At 67.8% G+C, this 21123-nt stretch carries 19 protein-coding genes; 1 reads left to right on the top strand and 18 read right to left on the bottom strand.

Going from position 1 to position 21123, the window contains the following annotated elements:
- Positions 1–2 precede the first annotated feature (2 nt).
- The 18 genes from LDL21_RS11880 to LDL21_RS11795 all read right to left on the bottom strand — a co-directional run bounded on the left by LDL21_RS11880 (position 3) and on the right by LDL21_RS11795 (position 20402).
- Entirely contained in the window at positions 3–1238 is a 1236-nt protein-coding gene (locus tag LDL21_RS11880; RefSeq protein ID WP_225280048.1) for an acyl-CoA dehydrogenase family protein, read from the bottom strand.
- Entirely contained in the window at positions 1235–2368 is a 1134-nt protein-coding gene (locus tag LDL21_RS11875; RefSeq protein ID WP_225280047.1) for an acyl-CoA dehydrogenase family protein, read from the bottom strand. The genes LDL21_RS11880 and LDL21_RS11875 overlap by 4 nt, the downstream gene beginning before the upstream one ends.
- Positions 2368–2670, bottom strand: a complete 303-nt coding sequence (locus LDL21_RS11870; protein ID WP_225280046.1) for a DUF4286 family protein — start codon at positions 2668–2670, stop codon at positions 2368–2370. Before LDL21_RS11870 ends, LDL21_RS11875 begins: the two co-directional genes overlap by 1 nt.
- Before the next feature lie 23 nt (positions 2671–2693).
- The gene (locus LDL21_RS11865) at positions 2694–3950 is read right to left on the bottom strand and encodes an amidohydrolase family protein (protein WP_225280045.1); all 1257 of its coding nucleotides are present in this window, start codon (positions 3948–3950) and stop codon (positions 2694–2696) included.
- Complete coding sequence (locus LDL21_RS11860) at positions 3947–5407, bottom strand: FadD3 family acyl-CoA ligase (protein ID WP_225280044.1); 1461 nt, start codon at positions 5405–5407, stop codon at positions 3947–3949. Before LDL21_RS11860 ends, LDL21_RS11865 begins: the two co-directional genes overlap by 4 nt.
- Positions 5404–6597 carry an amidohydrolase family protein gene (locus LDL21_RS11855; RefSeq protein ID WP_225280043.1) on the bottom strand — a complete coding sequence of 398 codons (1194 nt, stop codon included), beginning with the start codon at positions 6595–6597 and terminating at the stop codon, positions 5404–5406. The genes LDL21_RS11860 and LDL21_RS11855 overlap by 4 nt, the downstream gene beginning before the upstream one ends.
- Before the next feature lie 65 nt (positions 6598–6662).
- Positions 6663–8120: an aldehyde dehydrogenase family protein gene (locus tag LDL21_RS11850; protein WP_225280042.1), complete on the bottom strand. Its 1458-nt coding sequence runs from the start codon at positions 8118–8120 to the stop codon at positions 6663–6665.
- Between the two features lie 83 nt (positions 8121–8203).
- Positions 8204–9466 (bottom strand): MlaD family protein, encoded by a 1263-nt coding sequence (locus LDL21_RS11845; protein WP_225280041.1) that lies wholly within the window; start codon positions 9464–9466, stop codon positions 8204–8206.
- The gene (locus tag LDL21_RS11840) at positions 9463–10551 is read right to left on the bottom strand and encodes an MlaD family protein (protein WP_225280040.1); all 1089 of its coding nucleotides are present in this window, start codon (positions 10549–10551) and stop codon (positions 9463–9465) included. Before LDL21_RS11840 ends, LDL21_RS11845 begins: the two co-directional genes overlap by 4 nt.
- Positions 10548–11651: an MCE family protein gene (locus tag LDL21_RS11835; protein ID WP_225280039.1), complete on the bottom strand. Its 1104-nt coding sequence runs from the start codon at positions 11649–11651 to the stop codon at positions 10548–10550. Before LDL21_RS11835 ends, LDL21_RS11840 begins: the two co-directional genes overlap by 4 nt.
- Complete coding sequence (locus LDL21_RS11830) at positions 11648–12709, bottom strand: MCE family protein (RefSeq protein ID WP_225280038.1); 1062 nt, start codon at positions 12707–12709, stop codon at positions 11648–11650. The genes LDL21_RS11835 and LDL21_RS11830 overlap by 4 nt, the downstream gene beginning before the upstream one ends.
- 4 nt (positions 12710–12713) lie before the next feature.
- Positions 12714–13751 (bottom strand): MlaD family protein, encoded by a 1038-nt coding sequence (locus LDL21_RS11825; RefSeq protein WP_225280037.1) that lies wholly within the window; start codon positions 13749–13751, stop codon positions 12714–12716.
- Complete coding sequence (locus tag LDL21_RS11820) at positions 13748–14992, bottom strand: MlaD family protein (protein ID WP_225280036.1); 1245 nt, start codon at positions 14990–14992, stop codon at positions 13748–13750. Before LDL21_RS11820 ends, LDL21_RS11825 begins: the two co-directional genes overlap by 4 nt.
- 4 nt (positions 14993–14996) lie before the next feature.
- Entirely contained in the window at positions 14997–15851 is an 855-nt protein-coding gene (locus tag LDL21_RS11815; RefSeq protein WP_225280035.1) for an ABC transporter permease, read from the bottom strand.
- Positions 15851–16690 carry an MlaE family ABC transporter permease gene (locus LDL21_RS11810; protein ID WP_181696061.1) on the bottom strand — a complete coding sequence of 280 codons (840 nt, stop codon included), beginning with the start codon at positions 16688–16690 and terminating at the stop codon, positions 15851–15853. The genes LDL21_RS11815 and LDL21_RS11810 overlap by 1 nt, the downstream gene beginning before the upstream one ends.
- A 28-nt stretch (positions 16691–16718) precedes the next feature.
- Positions 16719–18407: a nitric oxide reductase activation protein NorD gene (locus LDL21_RS11805; RefSeq protein WP_225280034.1), complete on the bottom strand. Its 1689-nt coding sequence runs from the start codon at positions 18405–18407 to the stop codon at positions 16719–16721.
- Positions 18404–19219, bottom strand: a complete 816-nt coding sequence (locus LDL21_RS11800; RefSeq protein WP_225280033.1) for a CbbQ/NirQ/NorQ/GpvN family protein — start codon at positions 19217–19219, stop codon at positions 18404–18406. The genes LDL21_RS11805 and LDL21_RS11800 overlap by 4 nt, the downstream gene beginning before the upstream one ends.
- A gap of 1 nt (position 19220) precedes the next feature.
- Positions 19221–20402 (bottom strand): spirocyclase AveC family protein, encoded by a 1182-nt coding sequence (locus LDL21_RS11795; protein WP_181696058.1) that lies wholly within the window; start codon positions 20400–20402, stop codon positions 19221–19223.
- 107 nt (positions 20403–20509) lie between these two features.
- Here LDL21_RS11795 and LDL21_RS11790 point away from each other — a divergent pair, with 107 nt between their 5' ends.
- On the top strand, positions 20510–21112 hold the full coding sequence (locus LDL21_RS11790) for a TetR/AcrR family transcriptional regulator (protein WP_225280032.1): 603 nt from the start codon (positions 20510–20512) through the stop codon (positions 21110–21112).
- Positions 21113–21123: the final 11 nt, after the last annotated feature.

Below are 21123 nucleotides of genomic sequence, written 5' to 3'. Positions count from 1 at the left end.
TGCTAGCGCCCTCGCTCGACCCGGTTGAACGGCACATCCCGATCGGGCGCCGCTTCGCGTGGCATCCCGAGCACCCGCTCGCTGATGATGTTGCGCGCCATCTCGGTACTGCCACCGGCCAGGCTCCATGCCTGGCGCATCAGGTAATCGTGCCCGGCCCGGCCGGAACCGTCCGGTCCGGTGGCGGCCCACGGACCGGCGACCCGCAGCGCCGTATCGGCTTGCAACCAGGAATTCTGGGCACTGAACAGGCGAACGATGGAACCCGCGGCGGGCGGGAGGGCGCCGCTCGCGATGCCGCGGGTGATGCGGGCGATCAGCTGATCGTGCACCATGTTCATCGCCCGCGCCGCACCGATGTCCTCCCTGACCCGCGGATCGTCGAATTGCCCGGTCCGCCGGGCGATCTCGACCAGCGCGGACACGTCGCGTCCGCTGTGGGCCTGCGCCCCGCTGGCGTACGGTGACGCGCCACCGACCGCGCTGCGCTCGTGGAACAGCTGGCGGTTCGTCACCTCCCAGCCACCGTTCACCTCGCCGAGAACCGCGTCGCCGGGGAGGACCACGTCGTCGAGGAACTCCTGGCAGAACTCGCGTGATCCGTCCACCTGGGTGATCCGGCGGATGGTGATGCCCGGCGCGTGCACCGGCACCAGGAACATGGTGAGCCCCGCGTGTTTCGGTACGTCCCAGTCGGTACGTGCCAGGCACAGGGCGTAGTCGGCGGCGTAGGCTCCCGAACTCCAGATCTTGGTGCCGTTGAGCACCCAGTTCTCGCCTCTGCGCTCGGCGCGGGTGGTGAGCCCGGCCAGATCCGACCCGCCGCGCGGCTCGGACAGGAACTGTACGAGCAGTTCCTCGCCACGCAGGACCGCCGGGAGGTGATCGCGCTTCTGCGCTTCGGTGCCCCGGTCCAGAATCGTCGCCGCGCAGATCGTGAGCGTCGGAATGTTCAGTGCCAGTGGCATTTCGAAGCCGCGTGACTCCTCCGAGAAGGCGCGCTGATGTTCGGGGGTGAGCCCGAGTCCGCCGTATTGCCTCGGGAAGCAGATGCCGGCGAAGCCGCCGTCGTACAGAATTCGCTGCAGCTGTCGTGCGCGCGACCAGGACGCCTCGGACTTACCGCTCTCGCCGGCGGGTTCGGCTGGGGCGGGTGGGAGAGTGGCCCGCAGCCAGCGGCGGGCGCGGTCGCGGAAATCGTCGACGGGTTCGAGGTCGGCGGTGTTCGGCGCTGTCATGCGACCTTCCTGTCCAGGAGCGCGGCCAGGCGGCGGCGATGTTCCTCCGGCGTCCCGTACATGGCTCGCCCCGTCGTGACGCGGCGCAGGTAGAGGTGCAGGTCGTGCTCCCAGGTCACCCCGATGCCGCCGTGGATCTGCACGCACTCCTGTACCAGCTCCGGGGTGACTCCGCCGACGAAGGACTTCGCGACTCCGACGGCCTCGGCGGTGGCCGTCGGGTCGGTTCCGAAGGTGTTCGCCGCCGCCCACACGGTGGCCTGACACGCCTCCAGTGCGGTCTTGCCGTCGGCGGCGCGATGTTTGAGCGCCTGGTAGGACGCCAGCGGACGGCCGAAGGTATAGCGGTCGAACATCCACCCGACGGTCAGTCCGAAGGCGTGCTCGGCCGCACCGGTCGACTCGGCCGCGGTGAGTACGGCGGCGACGTGCTCCTGGGCCTCGAGCGCGCTGCGGACCGCGCGCGGGTGGGACTGGACCACCGCGTCCGGCCCGACGAGCACCTCGTCGAATTCGACTGTCGCCATGCGCCGGACGAGGTCCAATGTCCACATCGGTGTGACGGCGACGCCTGATGTGTCGGCGGGAATCACGACCTGTACCGGCCCGTCCGGGCCAAGGGCGGGCACCAGGAACATCTCGGCCTGATCACCACACTCGACCCGGTCCTTCACCCCGGTGACCCGGAAGCCGTCGCCCACGGGCACCGCGACGGTCCGCTCCGGTGCCTCGGCGAAGCCGCGTCCCGGTTCGTAATACGCCCAGGCAGCGACAGTTTCACCGCTGAGAATCGCCGTGACGAGCTCGGCGAAACGGTCCCGCTCGCCGGCCAGTCCCGCGAGCACGGCGCTCGTGGTGACGAGCGGACCCGGGGCGCAGGCGCGGCCGAACTCCACCGCGAGCAGGGCCAGATCGGCCATCGGTGCGGACGAGACCGACCCGCCGCCCAGTTCCTCGGGAACCAGCGGCGCGGTCCAGCCGAGCTCGGCGCCCCGCCGCCACCACTCGCGGTCGAATCCCACCCCCGCCGTGGCGAGGCCGCGCACGACGTCGAGCGGAACGGACGCGGCGAGGAACTCGCGCGTGGTGGCGGCGAACAACCGCTGGTCGGCGGTGAGCGCGTAATCCATCAATGGGATTCCCAGACGGTCACTTTCGTGGCCGTCGGATCGATGGCGGGGCTGAGCCGGATGCGGCCGTCGGCGGAACGCGCCTTGATCTCGCCCAGAACCGCGCCGACATCACCGTCGACGACGTAATCGGCGAGATAGGCGAACTCCGGCGCCTGGCCGCCGACCGGCTCGGCGCGCAATCGGGTACACGAGGTGACACCGGGGATGGCAAGCATGTCCGGGATGTGGACTTCGTCGTACCAGGTGTTGTATTCGGTGTCCATACCCTCGCGGGGGCTGGAGAAGACGATGAGATGCATGAGTTTCCTTCTGGTTCGGGGGATCAGCCTGCGTGCTGGGCGGCGTAGCGGCGCGCCCATTCCTCGCGGGGCCGGATGGTCAGGTCGACATCGCGTGCCGTGTTCCGCAGTGCCTCGACCGTGGCCTCGGCCCGGGGAACGTGGGCGAAGGGATCCCAGTCCAGGAACCGGCAGGCGTTCTGCCACGTGATCTTGTGGATATCGCTGTCGTCGGCGCCCGCCGCGACGAGTTCTTCCAGCACGTACTCGGGAGCGTCGGGGAACAGCGAGTCCGAATGCGGGTAGTCGCATTCCCACGCGATGATGTCGATGCCGATCCGGTGCCGCATTTCCAGCGAATGCCGGTCGGTGACATAGCAAGCCATCACGTGCTCGCGGAACACGTCGCTGGGCAGGCGGCCACCGAAGTCGCGGCGCAGCCACTTCTGGTTGGTGTAGTGGCGGTCGGAACGATCGAGATAGAAAGGGATCCAGCCGATTCCGCCCTCGGACAGCGCGACTTTCAGCCCGGGGTAACCGCGCAGCGCGGGCCCCCACAGCAGATCCTGCACGGCGATCTGGGACACCGTCGGCGCGAGGCACATCAGATTGTCGATCGGCGCGTTCGGTGCCAGTCGCAGCGCACCGAAACCCTGCCCGATGTGCAGATTCATCACCAACCCGGTGTCGGCGAGGGCCGCCCACACCGGCGCCCAGTACTCACCGTCGTGATAGGAGGGCAGCCCGTCGACATGGGGCAGCTCCGGCATCGTGACACCGCGGCACCCCTTGGCGGCGACCCGGGTGATCTCGGCGACGGCCAGCTGCGGATCCCACAGCGGCAGAATCGCGTTCGGGATGAACCGGCCGGGATAGGTGGCACACCATTCGTCGATGTGCCAGTCGTTGTACGCCGAGATCACCGCGATGGTGATCTCGTCCTTGAACTGGCTCAGGTGTCCCGCGCTGAATCCGGCGAAGGTCGGAAAACACATCGAGGACAGGATGCCGTTGGCGTTCATGTCCTCCACCCGGCGGTGGATGTCGTACACCCCCGGGCGCATCTCGGCGTAGCGGGCCGGGTTCTTGTCCCATTCCTCCTTCGGCCAGCCGACCACGGCGTTGAGGCCGGTGACACCCACCGGCTTGTCCCGGTAGACCCACTGATCGACGCCCTGACCGTTGGTGATCAGCTTCGGGATGTATTCGGCGTACTTGCTCGGGGTGTGCCGGGCGAACATGTCGGCCGGTTCGACCACGTGGTCGTCGATGCTGACCAGGATCATGTCGGAGAAGTTCATGAGGGGTTCCTCGAAGTCGAAGGAAACGATTGGCGGAGTTGGTCTTTCATGACCTTGCCGGTGGCGTTGAGCGGCAGCTCGTCGAGGAAGCACACGGATCTCGGTGCCTTGTAGCCGGCCATCCGGTCGCGGGCCCACGACACCAGCTCCGCCTCCGACACCGGTCCCTTGCGCACGACGAAGGCCCGGCCGACCTGTCCGAGCCGGCCGTCGGGAACGCCGACGACCGCGACCTGGGCCACCGCCGGATGCTCGAGCAGAAAGGCCTCGATCTCGGCGGGATAGGCATTGAAGCCGCCGACGATGAACATGTCCTTCTTGCGCCCGATGATCCGAAGCCGCCCGTCGGAGTCGAGACTGCCGAGATCGCCGGTGTGCAACCAGCCCTGCGCGTCGATCGCCTCGGCGGTGGCGTCGGGATCGTCGAAGTAGCCCTGCATCACCGAGTACCCGCGGACCAGTACCTCGTCGTCGGCGGCGATGCGGATCTCCACACCGTCGCACGGGGTTCCGACCGTGGTGGCGATCTGCTCGAAGGTGTCGCCGGGCCGCGAGGCGGTCGCGGTGCCGGCCTCGGTGAGCCCGTAACCGGTCATGATCGACCGGAACGGTAGTTCGGTCTTGATCCGCCGGATGAGTTCGACCGGGATGTCGGCCGCCCCGGTCACCGCCGCCCGCAGCGACGACAAGTCGCGGGTGGGCGGTGCGTCGAGCAGCGCGTGATAGAGGGTCGGTGGGCCGGGCAGCATCGTCACCCGCTCTCGCTCGACGAGTTCGAGCACGCGATCGATGTCGAACACCGGCACCGGCAGCACGGTCGCGCCCCGGATGAGCGAGCTGATCAGCCCCGCCTTGTACCCGAAGGTGTGGAAGAACGGGTTGACGATCAGATACCGGTCGCCTTCGCGCAGGTCGGCCAGATCGCACCACTCCGCGTACAGGCGCAGGGTCTGGCGATGATTCATCATCACACCCTTGGGCCTGCCGGTGGTGCCGGAGGTGTAGATGATGTCGGCGATCTCGCTGCCGCTCAGCGCCTGTTCGAAAGGTTGTCCGCTGGACAGGAAATCGGACTTCAGGTCGATCACCGGCACACCGTCGGGTGCGGTGTGGTGCGTGCCGAGGAAGCCCTGCTGCACCAGCAGCAGCCGAGCGCCGCTGCGCCGCACCACGTCGGCGGCTTCCTCGGCCTTGAACCGGGTGTTGATCGGGACGAGCACGCCACCGGCGGTGACCAGCCCGAACGCGGCGACGATCCACTCGGCGGAATTGGGCGCCCAGATCGCCACCCGGTCGCCCTTGCCGACGCCGACCGCCGCGAACGCGCCCGCGGCGACCCGCACCCGATCGGCGAGTTCGGCGAAACTCAACCGCAGTGGCCCGTCCACGATCGCTTCGGCATCCTCGAAGCGATCGGCGGCGCTGCGGACCAGCTGCGGAATGGTCTGCCAGGTCATACCTTCAGCAGCCTCGCGAGATTGCCGCCCATGATCTTGGCCTGATGCTCGAGGTTCATGTCCTTGATCTCGTGGATGTAGCGCGCGGGCTCGGCCAGGCCCTCCGGGTGCGGGTAGTCGGAGCCGAACAGCACGTTGTCCACGCCCATGAGGTCGGCGATCGCGCCGAGATCCTCCTCCCAGAACGGGCTGACGAAGATGCCGCGCTTGACCGCCTCCACCGGGTCCTGATGACCGAAGCCCTCCGGCGCCTTCTTGGCCACGTCGGCGAGGTTCTCGAGCAGCGGTGCCAGCCACGACGCGCCGTTCTCGATGACGGCCACCTTGAGTTCGGGGAAGCGGAACAGCGCACCGTGACACACCCAGGAGGCCACCGCGTCCTGGATGGGGCGCCACTCGGTGGTCATCCGGAAGGTGTTGGTCTGGAACGGCAGCATCTCCAGACTCGAGCCCTCCCACTCGGCGTTGTGCCGGGAGTAGCCGCTGTCGGAGGAGTGCATGGTGACCAGCACGTCGTGCTCGACCACCCGTCGCCAGAACGGGTCGAACTCCGGCATGGCGAACGAGCGCGGCCCGCGCAGGCCGGGGACCGGCGCGGGGCGGACCAGGATGGCCTTGGCGCCGTGTTCGACACACCAGTCGAGTTCCTCGATCGCCTTCTCGACGATCGGCAGGCTCACCACGGGCACGGTGAAGATGCGGTCCTTGTAGACGAAATTGCCGTCTTCGCCCCAGGTTTCGAGCAGCCAGCGGTTCAGCGAGTGGACCACCGCGTGGATGAGATCGGGGTGGTGGCGCATGCGCTCCTCGACGAGGCTGGCCAGCGTGGGGAACATCAGCGAGCGGTTCAGCTGGAGCTCGTTCATGAGTTCCAGGCGCGCGCCCGGCTCGCGGAACGCCGGAATCGAGCGCATGGCCTTGCCGAAGATCTCCCGGCGGCTCTTGCCCTCCGGGTTGCCGTTCTTGAAGTAGTCCTCCATCGCGCCGGGCCGGGCGACCACCTCGAAGGTGGGGTTGGGGATGTACTCGCTGATCTGGCCGAGCACCGCGATCTTGGTCCGGCCGTTGATCTCGACGTATTGGATGGTCCCCTCGTACTCCTTGGGGAGGTACCTGGTGAGAGCGTCCTTGGTCTCGTAGAGGTGGTTGTCCGCGTCGAACAACTGATACGGCAGATCCAGCTGCGTCATGAGAGCCTCCTTAGTGATTGATGAGAATCATATTCTCGCAATGGGTGCATGGCAATGTCCCGCTCTCACATCTGGGCCCACACCGTCTTGGTCTGCAGGTACGCGTCGAGGCCCGCCTTGCCCGCCTCGTGTCCCCAGCCGGACTGCTTGTAGCCGCCGAACGGCATGGAGTGGTCGAACACGAGCTGGCAGTTCAGCGACACAGTTCCGGCCTGCAACTGCTTGGCCAGGCGATGCGCGCGTCCCAGGTCCTTGGTCCATACGGTGGCGGCCAAGCCGTAGGTGCTGTCGTTGGCCATCGCGACGGCCTCTTCCTCGGTGTCGAACGGCAGCACCGTGACGATCGGCCCGAAGATCTCCTCGCGGTAGAGGCGGCTGGTCGCCGGGTCGACCTCGGTGACGACGGTGGGGTGCACGAAGTAGCCGGTGCGGTCGAGACGCTCACCGCCGGTGACGAATTCGACGCCGTCGGACCTGCCCTGCTCGACGTAACCGAGTACGCGCGTGAGCTGCTTGGCGCTGATCAGCGGGCCGACCATGGTGCCCTCTTCCTTGGGCCCGCCCAGCTTCATGTTGTCGGCCAGCGTGGCCATGCCCGCGACCACTTTCTCGTAGGCGCCGCGCTGGACGAAGACGCGGGAACCGCACACGCAGGCCTGGCCCGAGTGGGTGAAGGAGCCGAAACCGGCCATCATGATCGCCATGTCGAGGTCGGCGTCGTCGAAGATCAGCACCGGTGACTTGCCGCCGAGTTCGAGGGTGATCTTGTTGAGATTGCTTGCCGCCGAGGCCTGCACGATGGCCCTGCCCACCTCGGTCGACCCGGTGAAGGCGACCTTGTCCACGTCCGGGTGCGCCGTGATGGCCGCGCCGGTGGTGTGGCCGTAGCCGTTGATGAGGTTGACCACGCCGTCGGGCACCCCCGCTTCGGTGAGGAGGCGGTCGAGTACCAGTGCCGACAGCGGTGTCTCCTCGGCGGGTTTGACCACGCTGCTGCAGCCGGCGGCCAGGGCGGGCGCGACCTTGGCGCAGTAGTTGAACACCGGCCCGTTCCACGGGAAGATCAGCCCCACAACGTCATAGGGCTCCTTGAGGGTGTAGGCGTGCTGGTGCGATTCCACGCCGACGAGTCCGCCTGCGTTCACATCGTGGGCGATGCCGTCGATCTTGGTGCACCAGCCCGCGTAGTAGCGGAACCATTCCGCGCCGACGGCGACGATGGTGGCGGCCTGGTTCTGTGGGATGCCCGCGTTGAGGGATTCGAGATCGGCCAGGACGCCGGTGTTCTCCTCGATGAGATCGGCGACGCGCCACAGGATCTTGGCCTTTTCGCTGCCCGCGAGGTTCTTCCAGATGCCGGACTGCGACGCGGCCTTCGCCCGTGCCACGGCGGCGTCGACGGCATCGGTTCCGCCGTCGGTGAATTCGGTGAGCCGTTCCTCGGTGGCGGGATCGATGACCGGGATCACGTCACCGGTGCCGGGCCGGTTGCGGATCTCGTCGAGCACGTTCTGTACGGACATCATGTTCTCCTATAGTGGAAATGGAATTCTCGCAAGCGTATGCGGATGGCGATCGAGGTGTCCAGGGTTGAGCGGGGTGGTTGTCAGCGTGGGCCGGGCGTGAAGCTGCCGCCGTAGGGAGTGGGGACGGTCAGCGGCCCGGTCGGGGCGGGCGTGGCGGTTTGCAGAGGATCGGCGGGCGGGGGTTGCCGAACGGGGTCGTCGGCAGGGCGTGGCGCGTTGCGGGCGCCGCGCGGCAGGAGGGTGGGGTCCGGGTCGGTGCAGTCCGCGTTGACATACGGCTGCGCGTAATCGGGCACCGACCCTGGGCGCCGCGGCACGTCGTAGTCGCAGGCGTAGCGCGGGTAGATGCTGGCCAGGGCCCACACACCGCCGTCGTGGAACGCCGAGGCGACCGCGTCGAGCGCCGATCCCGCACGCTGGGTGGGGAAGAAGAATTCGTTGAGCGCGGGGATCCGGGAGTAGGCCACCTGGGAGACGGTGACGAGATTGCCGAGCAAGGCGACCATGGTCGGCGAGTTCTCGGCCAGCACCGCATCGAGCTCGGTGAGCAGCGGCGGTGTCTGCGCGAGCAGCCGCTCGTAGCCACCCGTCATCGCGGCCGTGCCGCCGAGGACGGCCGCGAGATTCGCCGATGTCGAGCGCAGCGTGCCGCGCCCGTCATGCAGGGCGGTGAGTACTACCCGGCTGTTGCGCAACAGGTTCACGGTGTTCGGCAACACGGTGTCGAGGGTGGACACGAGGAAGGTGCCGCCGTCGATGATTTGCGCCAGTTTGTCGGGGCCCGCGCTGCTCACCCCGAGCTCCCGCGAGATCGTCGCGAGCCGTTCGGGATCGATCTGGGCGAGGGTGCCGCTGAGACTTTGCAGCATGTCCGCCATCGGAACCGGGGTGGAGGTGCGGTCGAGCGTGACCACCGACCCCTCGGCCAGGTACGGCCCGGCATCGGTGTCGGGCACGAAATCCAGATACTGCTCGCCCGCCGCCGACAGGGCCGCGGCGCGGACCCGTCCGGTCGCCGGGATCCGAACGCCGTCGTCGATGGCGGCGACGGCGACCACCTTCTCGTCGACCACCCGCACCGAATCGACCCGCCCCACCCGCACACCGCGCAGAGTCACCTCCTGGCCGGGCAACAGCCCACCGGACTGCGCGAGTTCGACACGGACCCGATAGGGGCGCGCGAGCGGTTCGATGCCGAAGGTCGAGATCAGCAGGTGCGAACAGGCGCCGGCCAGGACGGCGAGCAGCCCGAGCAACGACACCGCCGACCGGTGACGGTGGGCCACCCGGACGAACCCGACGAGCAGGCGCGCGGGTGCTTCGGCGGGGCCGCGCCCGGTCATCGCGGCACTCCGACCAGGCGGCCGCCGAGCCGGGCGATCATGTGCTGGAGCGAACCGACGAAGGCGGTCCAGTCGGTGATGTCGGGTGCCCGGCCACCGGCTCCGCCCGGGCTCGCCGGGTCGGGGACGGCCAGTTGGGCGATGTCCACCGCGACATGGCCGTTGGGACCGCTGATCATCTTGAGGACGATCTTGATCATGTCGTTGACCGCGTTCAGGTCGGCCTGCGGGTTGGTTGCCGCCGCATTGAGCCCGGACGCCAGGGTGTTGATATTCGCGGCCATGCTCGTGTCGTTGGTGCCGCGCACGCTGGGGAACCTGGCCAGCTGGGTGGTGATCGTGTGCACGCGATCCACCAGGGTGACCAGCGCGTCGGTGTTCTCGGCGAGGACTTCGACGGCGGGCCCGGCCGCAGCGACGGCATCGGCGAGGGCCGCCTGCTCGGCGGCTACCGTCCCGGTGAGCTCGGTGGCGGAGCCGAGGACACCGTTGATCTGATCGGATCGCTGGGTGAGGATGCCGAGCAGGGCACGGGTCTCGTCGAGCAGTGCGGCGAGTCGGTCGCCGCGCCCGCCGACGTACTCACTGAGCGCGGCCACCACGGTGGTCAGGTACCCGACGGTGCCGCCGTTCACCAGAAGTGCTGCGCGCGAGAGCATTTCCTCGATCGTCGAGGCCGCCGAGGTCGACTCCGGCCCGATCGCCGCGCCGTCGGCGAGTACGGCGGCGCCGGGCTCGACCACCGGCGGTGGCTTCATCGCGACGAAGACATCGCCCATCGGTGTGGCCGACCGCAACTGCGCCGACGTGCCGACCGGCAGTCGCACGGCCGCCGTGATGCGCAGTGTCACCACGGCGGTGTAGTCGCGGGCCGCCATCGACTCGACCCGGCCGATCTCGGCGCCGTTTAGCGTCACCTTCGCCTGCGCGGGCAGATTCAGCGCGTTGGTGAAGGTGGCCGTGAGGGTGTAGGTGTCGCCGCCGAGACCCGGTGCGGGCAGCGGCAATCGATCCAGGCCCGTCGCGCAGCCCGTGCAGGCGACCGTGATCGCGGTGAGCAGGCCCGGCAGAATCCGGCGCGTCATCGGCCGCTCTTTTCCGCGATGCCCGACAGGATGGCGGTGATGCCGAAGTCGGGGCCCATATCGTGCAGGGTTCCGGTGGCGCAGCCCAGGCTCTGCAACTGCAGTAGATTGCAGATCTCCTTGACCATCTGGCCGTCGAGCAGTATCCGGTTGACGTCCACTCCGGCCCGCAGGGCGCGCACGTTCGGGTCGACGGAGTTGTAGGCGTTGTCGACGACCATCGGGAACACGTCGAGGAACTGGGCGAGGTTGTAGTCGTAGGCGGCCAGGGAACCGGTCAGGGTGTTCGCATTGCCGACGAGCCCGGAGATCGTGCCCCTGTGCCGCTGCAGCAGCTCGGTGACCTGGTTGACGATCCGGTTCACCGCCGCTCCGGTGTCACCGGTCCCCAGCTGTTGCCCGGCCAGGAAGTCGCTCAGTTGTGCCACGGCACCGCCGAATTCGCGCAGGGTCCGGTCGTTGCGCGCGGCGGCGGCGGTCAGTTCGTCGAGCTCGGTGACCACGGTGGTGATTGCGTCGCGGGTGGCGGTTCCGTTGTCGTCGCCCAGTCGCAGGGCGCGGGAGAGCTCGTCGAGGGCGGCGCGCATGTCCGTGCCGTTGCCCTCGGTGGCGGCCGCGCCCAGGTCGATCAGGTCGGCCACCGGCCCGGCGCCGGTGCCGTCACCACCCAGCGAAGTCGACAACTGCTGTGCCATCGAGAGCAACGCGTCGAACTCGACCGGTGACTTCGTGTACGCCCGGTCCAGCACCGCGCCGGGCGGGAGGGTCGGCCCGCCCCGGTACACCGGGGTGAGTTCGATGTGGCGATCGGTGAGCAGCGAATCCGAGATCGTCACCGCCTGCACGTCGGCGGGCAGCGCGATCGCGCTGTCGACGCTCATCTCGACTTCGACCTCGGTACCGCGCGCCTCGATCCGCACGATCCGGCCGACCCGCATACCGAGCACCGAGACGGCATTGCCCACGTAGAGACCGTTGGCGTTGGCGAAATGGGCGGTGAGAGTTGTGGTGTCCGCGCCTGCCCCGGAGGAGCAGCCGGCGAGGCAGGCGGCGGTCAGGGTGACCACGGCCAGTTTCAGGGTGGACAGCAGCGCATTCATCGGCAGTCCTCGAGGTAGGGCGCCCGGCCGGCCTCGACGGCGAGGGCGCTCAGCGCGCACATCCACGAGTCGACGAAAGCGCCGTCGGGCGCGTTGGCGGTGAGTTCGGCTCCCGTGCCGGTCGCGTTGGCGAACATGCGCCACGGCACCGGGAGGATTTCCAGGATGTTGCGCAGCAGCTCGTCGTGGCCCGCGATCATCGCGGTCATGTCGTGCAGGTCGGTCAGCAACTGCTCGATCTCCGCGTGCTCACCGACCACGATCGGTTCGAGTCGCTCGACCAGCCGGGTCGTCGCGGCCAGTAGGCTGCGCAGCGCGTCTTGGCGGGCCAGGATCTGCTGGAGCACCGCCCCACCGCGGGTGACCACCGCCGCGAGTTCGGCCTGCTGATCGCGGATCACCGTGCCGACCTGCTCGGTACTGGTCAGCAGGGTGCCGATCTGGTCGCGTCGGGTCGCGATGACGTTCGACAGCGAGCGGATATCACGCAGGATGCCCGGCACCAGCGACGGCACGCCTTCCAACCCGCGCGACAGCGATGTCATCGATTCGGCGATCTGGTCGGCGTCGAGCTGATCGAAGGTGGTCGTCGCGTCCTGCAGCGCGGTCTCGAGGTCGTAGGGCACAGCGGTGCGCGACAACGGAATCCGGTCGTCGGCCAACCCGCCGACGCCGGTGGAGCGCAGTTCGACATAGCGGGAGCCGAGCAGGGTGGTCAGTTTGATCGCGGCCGAGGTATCGGCGCCGAGGGCGATGTCCTCCTCGATCGTCAACACCACCTCGACGTGGTCACCCGCCAACCGGGTCGCGGTCACAGTGCCGACCGGGATGCCCGCCCAGGTCACCGGGTCACCGGGGGCTATCCCCGCGGCCTGTGCGAAATCGGCCGACACCGTGCGCGATCCGAGATGCAGCGAATTGACCACCACGAGCACGACCAGCACAAGCACCATCGAGCCGACGGCGACGAGACCGGTCCGCAGCGAGGAATCGGCGTGCCGGTCCGCGCGTGCGGGGACCGGGAACAGGCGGGTGAACGCGCGAAACGGTTTGTTCATGGTCCTACCTACAGATCGCGGAATGCTGGGGCCGACCAGTCGGGGAAGTGCCGCCGAGAATCTGGGCGATCAACGGATCCAGGCCGGGGATGATGCTGAAACCGATATCGCAGACGTAGGCGTTGACGAACGCACCCGCGTCGGTGGCCCGGATCATGGCCTGGAACAGCGACGGCAGATTGAAACCGAGAAACGCGAAACGCTCTCTGCCGTCCACGAAATGACTGGCGAAGCCGGGTTCACGGTTCATGAACTCCGTGAGCGAGGGTCCCGCGCCGTCGACGACAGCGGCGGCATCGGCGACCACGGTCGAGATCTGCGCGGTCTGGTCCAGCAGGGTGTCGCGGCTGGTTTCGAGTGCCTCGAAGATCTTGCGGGTCTGGGCGATGGTCGTCCGCAGTCCGCCGGTCTGCCCGGCGAGGGCGCTCATCACCGCCGAGAGGTTGTCGATGAGGGCGCCGAGCACCTGGTCGGGTCCGGCGAAGGTCTGCACCAGCGTCGCGGTCTCGGTGATCAGCGCGGCGACCGCGCCGTCGTCGCCTTGGAGCGCGCGGATCAGGGCGGCGGTCAGGTTGTCGACGTCGTGGGGGTCGAGCGCGCTGAACAGTGGCTGGAAACCGTTGAGCAGACCCGACAGATCGAAGGACGGTTCGGTGCGCTCGAGTGGGATGCGCGCGCCGGGCGCCAGGGGAGCGGCCTCACCTTCCGCGCCCCGCGAGAGGCCGAGATAGCGCTGCCCGATCAGGTTCTGGTAGATCACCGAGGCGATGGTGTTGTCGTACACCGTGTGCTCGCGTTGCAGCCGGAAACCCACCACGGCGTGCGGTCCGTCGATGTCGATCGAGTCGACCCGTCCCACCTGCACGCCCGCGACGCGCACGTCGTCACCGACCCGCAGCCCCGAAACATCGCTGAACACAGCGGAATACGCGTGGGTGTCGCCGGGGACATCGCGTTGCAGCGTCACCCGGACCATCCAGGTCAGCAGGGCGGCGACGAGCAGGAATGCGGTCAGGCCGACGAGATCGCGTCTGTGTTTCACCGTGGTTCTCCAGCTGGTGGGGCAGGGACGAGCAAACCGAAGAGGTCGGCCAGGTCGACGGCTTCCGTTGGCAGACCGAGGCTTTCGGCGATGATCGCGCGCTGGTCGAGGGCGGTCACCGGCTGATCGGCGGCACCGATCACCGGCGGACCCGCGGCGGGTCCGTTCGCGCAGCTCGCACCGGCCAGTTCGCCGTAGCGGGGACAGTCGGTGCGGGTGTACTGCTTGTGCGGGGTGAGTTCGACGATCACCTTGGCGGTGCCGCTCTGGGTGTCGGGCTGCCAGAAGTCGTGTGCGAACACGGTCGCGATCCGGGTCTGCGAGGTGGTCATCTGCACGAAATTGCCGCTGCCCGCGGCGAGGACCGCCAGGACCGGGCCCAGCCTCGAATTCAGGTCGATGATCGAATCGGTTCGGTTGTTCAGCGCGGTGCCGACCTTCTCGCCGGTGGCGACGCCCGCGGTGAGCAGTTCGGTGAGCCGGGCTCGCTGCTCGGCCACGGTGCGCAACGGCACGACCGCATTGTGCAGTGCGGCAAGCAGATCGGGCGCGGCGTCACGGAGGCCGTGCACGGCCTCGGTCAGTCCGGTGAGCAAGGAGGTGGTGTCGTCCCCGCCCGACGCCTCGGCCCGGTAGGCCCGCACGATCCGTTCGAGCTGGGTGGCGGCCGCCGCCGCGTCGGCGCCACGACCTCGGGTCGCGCGCTCGAGCGTCTCCAGAATCCCGACGGTCGGGTCGGATTCGGGACGGCCGACCGCGTCGGCGATGCGGCTCAGCGCGGTGAGTGAGGTCTGCAGCTGCACGCTCGCCCGGCTGCGGTCCTCGGGGATCGACGCACCCGGCGTCAGCGGGGTACCCGGGCCGTTGTCGATGAGCTGCACCGACGGCACGGCGAAGACATTGCTCGGGACGACGCGCGCGGTCACCGTCGAGGGGATACCCGCCGCGTGTTCGGGCAGCAGCTCGATGCGAATCCTGTTGGGCGCTCCGCGATCCGCGGGCTCCACCGCGCGCACGGTGCCGACCAGTACGCCCCGGTACTTGACGTCGGATCGTTGCGGCAAGCCGTCGCCCACGTCGACGAGCATCGCGGTGACCTCGACGGTCTCGGTGAACGCGCCCTCGGATCGAGCGATCATCGCCCCGACGGTCGCGACGACCACGCTCAGCGCGGCCACCCCGCGCACGAACAGGCCCGCGTTGCTCAGGTGCCGGTCGTCGGATTCGAACACTATCGCCATCGCGCTACCCACTGATCCGCGAGCCGGCGTCGAAACCCCACAGCGCCAACGTCATCAACAGATTCACCGAGATCATCACCGTGATGCTCGCGCGCATCGCCCGCCCGGCCGCGACCCCGACGCCCTGTGGTCCGCCCCGGGCGTAATAGCCGAAATAGCACTGGATGGTGGTGGTGATGGTGACGAACACGACGGCCTTCAGGAGCGAATACACGACATCGGTGCCGCTGAGCACCAGATCGAAATAGTGGGCGTAGGTGCCGAACGACTGACCGCCGACGATTCCGACGAACAGTTCGACGGCCAGGTAGTCGGCGGCCAGCGCGGCGAGGAACAACGGGATCACCGCGACGATCGAGGCGATCAGCCGCGTCGAGACCAGGAAGGGCACCGGGCGGATCGCGATCGCGTCGAGGGCGTCGATCTCCTCGGCAATCCGCATGGCACCCAGCTGGGCGGTGAACCGGCAACCCGCCTGTGCGGCGAAGGCGATCGAGGCCATGATCGGGGCGAGCTCACGCGTCGCGGCGGTCGCCGCGATCATCCCGGTCGCCGGCTCCATGCCGAGCAGCTTCAGCGCGTTGAAACCCTCGATTCCGACGATGCCGCCCGCGGCGGCGCCGAGGATGATCATCACCCCCGCCGTCCCACCGCCGACGATGAGTGAGCCGTTGCCCCAGGTCACATCGGACAGGATGCGCAGCGATTCGCGACTGTAGTGCCGCAGCGCGATCGGGATCGAGAGTACCGCCCGCACGAAGAACGTGACCATGTGCCCGAACTGGATGACGACGCGCCACGGTCCCGACAGCACGACAAGCACGGTCCGGACACCCGGTGGGCGGTAGACGCTGGCCATTACAGTGTCGTCCTCGGGAACAGCATCGTGTAGAGCTGGGTGAAGCCCAGGTTGACGACCATCAGCGCGACGATCGAGGCGACCACGGCGGCGTTCACCGAGTTCGCCACCCCACCCGGCCCACCACGGGTGTTGAGGCCCTTCTCGCACGCGATGACGACGACGATCACCCCGAACACCGCGGCCTTGACCATCGCCAGATACAGGTCACCGGCGGTGGCGAACGAGGAGAAGGTCTCCATGTAGCTGCCCGGTGTGCCGTCCTGGACATAGACGTTGAACAGGTAGCCGGCCAGGAAGCCGACGAAACAGCTCACGGCGGTGAGCGCCATCGCGATGATGATCCCGGCGGCCAGCCGCGGCACCACGAGCCTGCGTAGTACCGACACCCCCATCACTTCCATCGCGTCGATCTCCTCGCGGATCTTGCGTGAACCCAGGTCGGCGCACAGTGCCGAACCGACGGCCGCCGCCAGCAGGATGGCGGTCACCAGGGGAGCCGACTGCCGGATGACGGCCAGGCCGCTGGCGGCCCCGGCCAGTGCGGTGGCACCGACTTGCCCTGCGAGCAGGCCGAATTGGATGGACAGCGTGGCACTGATCGGCAGGGCAACGGCCACGGTCGGGAGCAGGGAGGTCTTCACCATGAACATCGCCTGCCCGACGAACTCGTCGAACGGGAACCGCCGGGTGGCGATGTCGGTGACGAGATGGCGAAACGCCCGCCTGCCGAGCTCGACCTGTCTGCCGACCGTCCGCAGCGAGGCGATCGGGTGGCGCCGGGTGTAGTCCTTGGACCAGTCCTTGATCTCGGCGACCGCGGATGCGCTGGGTTCCATGGCAAGCCCCTCTCTTTCCGGTGTCGCGCTATCGCGGGACGGGCGCGGCGAGTTCCCGAAGCGAGGACAGGAACAGCTCGTCCATGCGAGGACTCAATTCGCTCAGCGTCGCCGCCCCGGCATGGCCTGCCGTGCCGAAGACTCGTTCGAGGGCGTCGGGGGAGGTGGTCGACCCGATCGACAAGCACAGGCAGGCGACGCCGTCGGCCCGCAACTCCTCGAGCGCCTTGGCGGCATCGGCCTCGGCGTAGTGCCCCTCGTACCCGTCGTCGTAGGGGCATCCGTCCGACAGCACGATCAGCAGCCGGTTCTGTGTCCCCGCTTCGTTCTTCAGGATTTCTCCCGCGCCGCGAATCCCGGCACCGAGGCGCGTGTAGTTCGCGGGCTGGAGCTGATTGAGCCGGGCCCGGCCGACGGCGCCGAAGCGCTGATCGAAGGTCTTGATCGCGGGCAGATGCACCGCGTGCCTGCCCTCGGACCGGAAGGCGTACACCGCGACCCGGTCACCGAGCTCCTCGAGCGTGGCGGCCAGGGTGGCCGCCGCGCGTCGCTGGTGTTCGTGCACCGACAGGCCCGCCTGGTCGGCGTCGGTCGACGAGCCGGAGGCGTCGAGCAGGATCAGCACACCGAGGTTGCGGTCCAGCTTGCGGTGCTCGAGGTAGACGTGTTCCGGTCGCGAATAACCCGAGCGCAGGTCGACGAACAGATCGATGAGCGCCTCGAGATCGAGCTCGTCGCCGTCGGCCCGCCCACGCAACACCTTCGGCCCCAGGCCGACGCGAGCCAGCCGGCGCCGGAGCACATCGTCCTCCGGCACTCGTGCGGCCGCGATGTCGGCGGGGACGGTGAGCGGAAAGTCGATCACCCGGCACCATTGCGGCTTGTACCGGTTGCCGAACACATCCCACTCCGGATGCAGTGCCCCACCGATTCCGGCTGCGGCACCGGGTGTTTCGGCATCGGTGAACCTGATCGGGGTGGGCAGCGGGCGGGCATGCGGTCCGGCCGTGCGTGCCCGGCGAACCGCGCTCACCGGTGTCTCGGTGCCCGCGGCGCCGTCGCCGTCGGAACGCGAATTGCCCATGGTCTTGCGGAAGAAGTCCATCACCGATTTGCCGCTGAACAGTGGGTTCTCGAACAGCTTCAGGATCTTGCTCTCCTCGGACTTCTCCACGCTGTCCTCGACCTCGTCGCCGGCGTCCGGGAGGGCACCGAGGTCGAATTCCAGGCGCAGCTCGCGGTCGGAGGCCCGGGCACCGGGCCCGGGATCGACCGATACGAGACGGGAGGGTCTGATCGTGCCGAACCACGTCGGCGGAGCAGTCACCGCGCCTTTGCCTTTGGCCGCGGCGAGCGAATCCGCGGCGCTCGCGGTCGGTGGCCTGCCGTCGAGTTCGAGGGTGGCCGCCAGCGGAACGCGGCGGGCGAGGTCGGTGAGCACGCGATGACCTTCGAGGGACAGGTACCGGCGCGCCGTAGAGGGCCGTCCCCGCAGCGACTTCACCAGTGCCGGATCGAGGCTCCCGGCGCCGAGCAGCGCGGCCTGGACAAGTACTTCGTGGCGCTGCTCACCGTCGGGGGACACGTAGATGATCCGGCCGTCCGTGAACGGGGATCCCCCGGCGGGCAGCTCGGCGATATCCACCGACCTGCCCGCCAGATAGGTGGCGAGCAGCCGGAACCGGGCGGGCCCGCGCGGATCGTCGTCGCCGGTCATGACGGCGGAAGGACGGCGTCGACGAGTTCACCGAGCGCACTGATGATGTCGGCGTCGTCGGACAGGGCCTGCACCACGGCCGACTGCACGGCACCGCGCAGGTCGAGCCCGCCCGCGACGAGCCCACCGGCGAGGATCAGCATCCGGGTGGAGGACACCTCACGCAGCGGTGAGTTGTCCAGATTCCTGATGGCGGTGCCGAGCGCGACCAGGGCACGCGCCGTCTCGGCGTCGACGCCTGCCTCGTGCGCCACCACCTCCCGCTCGATCTCCGGCGGTGGGAATCCGAGTTCGATGGCGACGAACCGCTGCCGGGTCGACTCCTTGAGGTTCTTCAGAACGCTCTGGTAGCCGGGGTTGTAGGAGATCACCAGCTGGAATCCCGGTGCCGCCCGCAGGGTTTGGCCGAGCCGGTCGACGGGGAGTTCGCGACGGTGGTCGGCGAGGGGGTGGATCACCACGGTCGTGTCCTGGCGCGCCTCGACCACTTCGTCGAGGTAGAAGATCGCGCCCGTGCGCACCGCCCGCGTCAAAGGGCCGTCCACCCAGACGGTTTCGCCGCCTTTGAGCAGGAAGCGGCCGACCAGATCGGCGGAGGTCATGTCCTCGTGGCCGGCCACCGTGACGAGCTCGCGGCCGAGTTCGGTGGCCATCGTCTCCACGAACCGGGTCTTGCCACATCCGGTCGGGCCCTTGAGCAGCAGCGGCAGACCACCCGCGGCCGCCGCACGGAACACCTCGACCTCATTGCCGACAGAGCGGTAGAACGGTACCTGCGGGACGTCGAGCACAGCGCTGGGTCGACTGGTCATCTCATTTTCCTTTGTCGGTATCGGCGAAGGGCACGATCTTCGGGAGTTCGGCGCCTTCGGGTAGGACGAGCCGGCCGCTGGAATCGATGTATCCGCTGTTGCGGAACGGAACCGGAAGATCGGGGTGCGGGCAGAGCCGGTCGGTGCCGTCGCCGCAGATGCCCATGTTGAAGTAGGACCGCTTCTGGATGTCCTCGGGCCACGGATCGGTATGCAGCGCGAAGAACTGCGCGGGAATGTTGTAGCAGACGAAGAAGAAGGTGCTCACCGCCGCGAAAATCGCGAGGAATCGGATGAACTGCTGTTTCACGAAACCGCCCTGGATCTGGTCCAGGCCGCGTTCGACGAATGTGCGGCCACGATCGTCGGTGAAGTAGCGCAGGGCGCACAGGCCCGCCTGCACACCACCCCACATGAGGCCCTCGTACAACGGCCACTGGTAATAGGTGCCGGCATTGATCGACCAGTCCTGCAATGCGCCGGGATAGGTGAAAAGACCCATCGGCATCAGGAAAAGGCCCTCGATGACGAGATCGAAGAAGAATGTCCACACGATCAGGACACCGATCAGTCCGCCCGTATTGATGCCGGGGAAGCGCTGTTTGGTCTTACGCATCACCCAGCAGCCGAGAATGGTGCACAGCAGCACGCCGTACGAATATCCCGGTGCGTTCATCAGGATCGGTTCGGCCATCATCGCACCGGGTTCGCCATAGGATTGCCAGCCCGGTACGTCCTGCACCCACGAGCCCATGTTGAACATCCAGGTGTTGTACGTACTCCACGTATTGAAGTAGTTCAGCAGGGGATCCTGGAAGAACATGAGGCCACAGGCCACCAGCAGCATACCGTCGAGCGTTATCCGCCGCTCCCGCCGCCAGGGCCGGACGATGAAGAAATAGATGCCCACCGGTAGCCCGAGCAGGATGACGCCGGTCCATACGCTGAGAATCACCTTCATGAAGGTGGGCGGGTCGCTCGGTCCGGTGGGGACCCGCTCGAAATTGGGGCCGGTGATCCAGCGCAGCCACACATATATCTGGAGCGCGAGAATGGCGCCGCCGAGGGTGGCCCAGATCTTGACTGCTTTGCTTGTCGACTGAATTTTCGCGCCGAGGGTGGCCACATTGCCGAGTGGCTCGGTGACGGTGGTTCCCTTTTTCGGCGCCGACGGTCCGCTCACGGCGCACCTCCTGATTTTGAATTGTGAGGAATCTCTACGAATGGAAATATACCAGTTGGGATCTCAGATTCCGAGGAGTTTCTGAGATTCGTGGCATACTCGCTGGCATGGCTGAGCGTTGGACCAGAGAGCGGAGACTCGAGCACACCAGGGGTCTGCTCCTGGATGCCGCCCAAGAGGTATTCGCCGAAAAGGGTTTCGCGGCGGCGACACTCGACGACATCGCCCATGCCGCCGGCTACACCAAGGGCGCGATCTACAAGCACTTCGCCACCAAGGAAGAGCTCTTCCTCGAGGTGAACGACCGCTACATGCAGCGCTACTTCGACACTTTCACCGAGGTGCTCGCCGCGGCGTCGAACTTGGGGCCCGAGGAGTTGGATCGGGTGGGGGAGCTGTGGCGCAGGCTCGGCGCCGACCGGGGTACCGAACACGCCGCGCTCGGCATGGAGTTCACCCTGTACCTGTTGCGCAACCCGGAAGTGCGTGAGCGGGTGGCCGCCCGGCAGGAAGAAACCGTGGAAGCGTTGGGGCGCTTCATCATCGAGAATCTCAAGCGCATCGGCGCGACCTCGCTGATCCCACCGATGACGATGGCGCGGGTGCTCATCCATACGACACCCTCGGTGGTGCTCGGCACCAAGCTCGACGGCGTCGATCTCTACGGTCCGATTCTCGAGATGTACATGTCGGCGATCAAGCTGCCGTGACATCCGGGCGC

This window comes from Nocardia rosealba, assembly GCF_020216065.1.
Taxonomy (GTDB): domain Bacteria; phylum Actinomycetota; class Actinomycetes; order Mycobacteriales; family Mycobacteriaceae; genus Nocardia; species Nocardia rosealba.
Note: the sequence above shows the minus strand (reverse complement) of the source record. Positions and strands in the feature narration are given on the sequence as shown.

Excerpts from the sequence above, each read along its gene's own strand:
- LDL21_RS11880 (WP_225280048.1), bottom strand. The coding sequence starts at position 1,238 with ATGACAGCGCCGAACACCGCCGACCTCGAACCCGTCGACGATTTCCGC.
- LDL21_RS11875 (WP_225280047.1), bottom strand. The coding sequence starts at position 2,368 with ATGGATTACGCGCTCACCGCCGACCAGCGGTTGTTCGCCGCCACCACG.
- LDL21_RS11870 (WP_225280046.1), bottom strand. The coding sequence starts at position 2,670 with ATGCATCTCATCGTCTTCTCCAGCCCCCGCGAGGGTATGGACACCGAA.
- LDL21_RS11865 (WP_225280045.1), bottom strand. The coding sequence starts at position 3,950 with ATGAACTTCTCCGACATGATCCTGGTCAGCATCGACGACCACGTGGTC.
- LDL21_RS11860 (WP_225280044.1), bottom strand. The coding sequence starts at position 5,407 with ATGACCTGGCAGACCATTCCGCAGCTGGTCCGCAGCGCCGCCGATCGC.
- LDL21_RS11855 (WP_225280043.1), bottom strand. The coding sequence starts at position 6,597 with ATGACGCAGCTGGATCTGCCGTATCAGTTGTTCGACGCGGACAACCAC.
- LDL21_RS11850 (WP_225280042.1), bottom strand. The coding sequence starts at position 8,120 with ATGTCCGTACAGAACGTGCTCGACGAGATCCGCAACCGGCCCGGCACC.
- LDL21_RS11845 (WP_225280041.1), bottom strand. The coding sequence starts at position 9,466 with ATGACCGGGCGCGGCCCCGCCGAAGCACCCGCGCGCCTGCTCGTCGGG.
- LDL21_RS11840 (WP_225280040.1), bottom strand. The coding sequence starts at position 10,551 with ATGACGCGCCGGATTCTGCCGGGCCTGCTCACCGCGATCACGGTCGCC.
- LDL21_RS11835 (WP_225280039.1), bottom strand. The coding sequence starts at position 11,651 with ATGAATGCGCTGCTGTCCACCCTGAAACTGGCCGTGGTCACCCTGACC.
- LDL21_RS11830 (WP_225280038.1), bottom strand. The coding sequence starts at position 12,709 with ATGAACAAACCGTTTCGCGCGTTCACCCGCCTGTTCCCGGTCCCCGCA.
- LDL21_RS11820 (WP_225280036.1), bottom strand. The coding sequence starts at position 14,992 with ATGGCGATAGTGTTCGAATCCGACGACCGGCACCTGAGCAACGCGGGC.
- LDL21_RS11815 (WP_225280035.1), bottom strand. The coding sequence starts at position 15,851 with ATGGCCAGCGTCTACCGCCCACCGGGTGTCCGGACCGTGCTTGTCGTG.
- LDL21_RS11810 (WP_181696061.1), bottom strand. The coding sequence starts at position 16,690 with ATGGAACCCAGCGCATCCGCGGTCGCCGAGATCAAGGACTGGTCCAAG.
- LDL21_RS11805 (WP_225280034.1), bottom strand. The coding sequence starts at position 18,407 with ATGACCGGCGACGACGATCCGCGCGGGCCCGCCCGGTTCCGGCTGCTC.
- LDL21_RS11800 (WP_225280033.1), bottom strand. The coding sequence starts at position 19,219 with ATGACCAGTCGACCCAGCGCTGTGCTCGACGTCCCGCAGGTACCGTTC.
- LDL21_RS11790 (WP_225280032.1), top strand. The coding sequence starts at position 20,510 with ATGGCTGAGCGTTGGACCAGAGAGCGGAGACTCGAGCACACCAGGGGT.